Raw genomic sequence first — 4,638 nt, 5'->3', positions numbered from 1 at the left:
CCCGGCCCGCCCTGCTCCTGGAGCGGCTCGCCGCAGGTGCGGCATGCGCGAGGTCTCACCGTGCTCCCCCTCCTGTGGGATGGAGGCGATTATGCAGACCCCCCGGAACCCTGCGCACCGCACCCCGGCCGCTCTCCGGCCCGAGCGGACCGCCCCGGCGGGCCCTATCGGCCCATCCGGGCGACTATGAGGCAAACGACCCGCGCATCACAGACACCACAAGCAACACGAGCACCACCCAGCACCCAGCACCCAGCACCACCCAGCACCGCCCGCCGCACGGACGAGCCACCCGAGGGGAGCCGCCCATGTCCCCAGGCGCCGCCGCCCCGCCCGCCGCCGAAGTCCCCGGCCAGGGCCTCCCCCGCCGCACCGTCCTGCTGTCCATGGCGGCCCTCCTGTCCGGGATGCTCCTCGCCGCACTCGACCAGACCATCGTCGCCACCGCCCTGCCCACCATCGTCAGCGACCTCGGCGGCATGGAACACCTCTCCTGGGTGGTCACCGCCTACCTCCTCGCCGCCACCGCGGGCACCCCCCTCTGGGGCAAACTCGGCGACCAGTACGGCCGGAAGAAGCTCTTCCAGACCGCCATCGTCATCTTCCTCGCCGGCTCCGCACTCTGCGGCATCGCGCAGGACATGGGCCAGCTCATCGGCTTCCGCGCCCTCCAGGGCATCGGCGGCGGCGGACTCATGTCCCTGGCCATGGCCATCGTCGGCGACATCGTGCCGCCCCGCGAACGCGGCCGCTACCAGGGCCTCTTCGGCGCCGTCTTCGGCACCACCAGCGTCCTCGGCCCCCTCCTCGGCGGCATCTTCACCCAACACCTCAGCTGGCGCTGGGTGTTCTACATCAACCTGCCCATCGGCCTGGCCGCCCTCGTCGTCATCGCCGTCGTCCTGCACATCCCGCGCCGCGACACCAGACACCGCATCGACTACCTCGGCACCGCCCTCATCGCCTCCTTCGCCATCTGCCTCGTCGGCGTGGCCTCCCTCGGCGGCACCACCTGGGAATGGGGCTCCTGGCAGGTCGCCGCCGCCGCACTGCTCGCGATCGCCCTGCTCACCGCCTTCGTCCAGGTCGAGCGCCGCGCCGCCGAGCCCGTCATCCCCCTCAAGCTCTTCGGCATCCGCACCTTCACCCTCTGCTCCGTCATCGGGTTCGTCGTCGGCTTCGCGATGTTCGGCGCGATGACGTACCTGCCGACGTTCCTCCAGGTCGTACGCGGCGTCTCCCCCACCACCTCCGGCCTCCACATGCTCCCGATGGTCGCCGGCATGCTCATCGCCTCCACCGGCTCCGGGCAGCTCATCAGCCGCACCGGCCGCTGGAAGATCTTCCCCGTCCTCGGCACCGCCGTCACCACCGCCGGCCTCCTCCTGCTCCACCGGCTCCACCAGAACACCGGCAACTGGGAACTCGGCGCCTCCTTCTTCGTCTTCGGCTTCGGCCTCGGCCTCGTCATGCAGGTCCTCGTCCTCGCCGTCCAGAACGCCGTCTCCTACGGCGACCTCGGCGTCGCCACCTCCGGCGCCACCTTCTTCCGCTCCATCGGCGCGTCCTTCGGCGTCGCCGTCTTCGGCACGATCTTCACCAGCCGGCTGCGCCACAAACTCGACGCAGAACTGAGCGGCGCCTCCCTGCCCGGCGGACTCGACATGGACACCCTGGAATCCGACCCCCGCTCCATCGCCCGGCTGCCCGCCTCCCTGCAACCCGAGGTCGTGAACGCCTACTCCACCTCCATCACCGACGTCTTCCTCTACGCCGCACCCGTCGCCCTCGTCGCGTTCCTCGTCGCACTCTTCCTCCGCGAGGACCCCCTGCGCGGCACCGTCACCGTCCCGGACGGCAGCGAAACAGTCGCCACCAACCCCGTCGAACGCTCACCCCGCGACGAGGTCTGCCGCGCACTCAGCGCCCTCAGCACCCGCGAAGGACGCCGGGAGCTGTACGAGGACATCACCCGCCGCGCCGGCCTCGACCTGCGGCCCGCCTCCAGCTGGCTGCTCCTGCGCGTCCGCCGCTACGGATCCGCCGACCGGACCGAGCCCGTCGAACCCGTCGCACTCGCGGAACGCACCGGACTGCCCCTTGAGGTGATCCTCGGCGCCGCGCAGGAACTGGAGGAACGCGGACTCACCCGCCGCGAAGGGCTCCCGATGCTCTGCACGGACGACGGCACCCGGGTCGCGGAGCGGCTCGCGGCGGCACGGCAGGCGGCGCTGGCGGAGATGCTGGGCGACTGGTGGACGCCCGACCGGCCCACCGACCTCAGCGAACTCGTGGAACAGCTGTCCGCGGAGCTGTGCGGCTCCGACGGCGAAGCGCCCCCCGGCGAACCGGTCGAGAAGTGGCAACCCGGCCCGGACTCCCCGCCGAAACCCCCCGCTTGAGGAGCACCGCGCGGCGCCCGTACCCGTACGACGGCCGCCGGCGAGGCGTGTGGATGCCGCACGAGTGCGGTAGGAGTGCGGTACGCCGGTGACGGCAGGTGAGCGGGTGCTCAGGAGTGATGCAGGTTACATCTGGTCCCCCCGTGCGATTTGCGGCGACGCGCCAGGCGTACGCTGTGACCCGCCCGGCGCTCTCGTCCGCGGCAGACGACCACCGGATGACCGCCGGGACACGGGGAGCAGGGGAACAGTGGAGTTTGTGGGGTCACTGAGCGGTACCCCGTGGATGTACGCCATCGTCGCCACCTCCGTCCTCCTCGACGTCTTCCTCCCCCTCCTGCCCAGCGGCGCGCTCGTCATAATGGCCGCCACCGCCGCCGCCGGCACCACCACCGCGGCCGACGCCGTACGCAACGGCGCCACCCTGCCCGCCGCCGACCACCTCGCCGAACTGCTCGCACTCCTGCTCTGCGCCGCCACCGCCTCCGTACTCGGCGACATGATCGCGTTCCGGCTCGCCAGCAGAGGCCGCGAGAAGTTCGCCAACTCCCGCTACCTGGCCCGCGCGCAGGAACGCCTCGGCCACCACCTCAGCGGGCGGCGCGGCGGCGGCATCGTCGTCCTGGCCCGGTTCGCGCCCGCGGGGCGCAGCGTGGTGATGCTGGGCGCGGGCGCGATGCACCGCCAGGTGCGGGAGTTCCTGCCGTGGTCCGCGCTCGCCGGGCTGCTGTGGGCCGCGTACGGCGTGACGCTCGGGTACTTCGGCAGCCGCTGGCTGGGCGCCGGATGGCTGGCCACGGGGGTGTCGGTGCTGGCGCTGTTCGTCGCGGGGCTCGGCGCCGCGTACCTGGTCCGCAGGCCGCGCCCGAAGCCGACGACCGCCGACTGAGACCCGGGGCCGGGGGCCTCGTCTGACAGTTAACAGATATTGTCATCCGGCGCGCTTCGGCTACGGCCGCGCGGCATCAGGCGGCGGGCCGCAGTCGGTCGCAGGCAATGGGCCGAAGGGCCTCGACCCGGAAGCGGTCGACTCCCTACCCTACTGGCCAGTTGTCACCGTGCCGGAGGATCTGATGGAGACGAAGCGCTGGGCGGCTCCCGTGCTCGCCGTGGTGCTGGTGGCCGTGGCCGTCGGATGGGGCGCGGTGTCGCGGTCGGACGACGGGGGCACGGTGGACAGCGCCGTGCGGAACCAGTCGCCCGACCGCTCCCACTTCACCTCGCCCGACCCCGCCACGCCTGCCCCCGGCGAGCCCGCCCCCGGCTCCTCGCCCTCCGGCGGCAGCGCGCCCCCGCGTGCCCCGCAGGACGTGCTCTACCTCGGCGACTCCCTCGCCATGGAGGCCCAGGACATCCTCGGCGCCCGGCTGGAACGCTCCGGCCGCGTCGGCTCGTACAGTAGCGAGCCCGTCGCCGGCGTGACCGTCTGCGACTACCTCCAGGGCCGTCCGGGCCGTTCCCTCGTCCCGCGCGACGAGAAGGCCGCCGCCCTCGTCAAGGAGCGCGAACCGGGCGTGATCGTGCTGCAGTTCTGGGGCAACACCTGGGGCTATACGCCGTGCATGGAGGGCGTCGAGTGGGGGACGTCCGCGTACTACGAGCGCTACGCCGCCGACCTGCGCGCCCTCACCGGCCAGATCGCCGACGCCGCGCGCGCCGCCGACGTGCCGCGGCCCCGGATCGTGTGGGTGCAGCAGCCGCCCGACGCGCTGCACCCGGACCGGATCGAGCAGGTCAACGACCTGTACGACCGGCAGGCCGCCGCCTCCGGCGACCTCCTGGCCGACGGCGGGCGCGAGCTGCGCGACGGCGACGGGAAGTGGACGCAGTACCTTCCGTGCAACGACCACGAGCAGGGCACCGCCGGCTACTGCACCGGCCCCGGCGGCACCGCGCAACTGCACCGCGACGACGACCCGTTGCACTTCTGCCTCGCGCCGACCCCGGAGGGCGGGCAGCCGTGCCGGGCCAAGTCCCCGGGGCTGGAGCGCTACACGCGGGCGGTCGCGGACGAGGTGGACGCCTACCTGGGCGGCTGACGACCCTGTCGCCCCGGCGCCGGCGCTCCAGCGACTCCAGGCGCCCGATCTCTGATAACGGTCAGCCATCACCAGCCAGTCGCCCGCCCTCGCACCGGCCCCCGCCCCGCACCGGCCTGCCCCGCAGCTTCTCGGCGGCGGCGCCCGTCTCGGCGAGGTGGGCGTGCAGTTCGGCGCGGGGGCGGTCGGGCAGGTAG

The 4,638-nt window shown here is 73.0% G+C and carries 3 protein-coding genes; all 3 read left to right on the top strand.

Translation table 11 applies throughout. The annotated features are described in order from the left end of the window. Positions 1–308: 308 nt before the first annotated feature. Positions 309–2,402, top strand: a complete 2,094-nt coding sequence (locus H5J30_RS18375; protein WP_181788499.1) for an MDR family MFS transporter — start codon at positions 309–311, stop codon at positions 2,400–2,402. Positions 2,403–2,688: 286 nt separating this feature from the next. After that, positions 2,689–3,291, top strand: a complete 603-nt coding sequence (locus H5J30_RS18370) for a DedA family protein (RefSeq protein WP_181788500.1) — start codon at positions 2,689–2,691, stop codon at positions 3,289–3,291. A 184-nt stretch (positions 3,292–3,475) separates the two neighbouring features. Continuing rightward, the gene (locus H5J30_RS18365) at positions 3,476–4,441 is read left to right on the top strand and encodes an SGNH/GDSL hydrolase family protein (protein ID WP_181788498.1); all 966 of its coding nucleotides are present in this window, start codon (positions 3,476–3,478) and stop codon (positions 4,439–4,441) included. The last annotated feature ends 197 nt before the right edge of the window (positions 4,442–4,638 follow it).

This window comes from Streptomyces phytophilus (assembly GCF_013870535.1).
GTDB classification, from domain to species: domain Bacteria; phylum Actinomycetota; class Actinomycetes; order Streptomycetales; family Streptomycetaceae; genus Streptomyces; species Streptomyces phytophilus.
This window is presented reverse-complemented; position numbering and strand designations above follow the sequence as displayed.

What these genes read in the sequence shown, in the direction of transcription:
- H5J30_RS18375 (WP_181788499.1), top strand. Translation starts at nt 309, where the DNA reads ATGTCCCCAGGCGCCGCCGCCCCGCCCGCCGCCGAAGTCCCCGGCCAG.
- H5J30_RS18370 (WP_181788500.1), top strand. Translation starts at nt 2,689, where the DNA reads ATGTACGCCATCGTCGCCACCTCCGTCCTCCTCGACGTCTTCCTCCCC.
- H5J30_RS18365 (WP_181788498.1), top strand. Translation starts at nt 3,476, where the DNA reads ATGGAGACGAAGCGCTGGGCGGCTCCCGTGCTCGCCGTGGTGCTGGTG.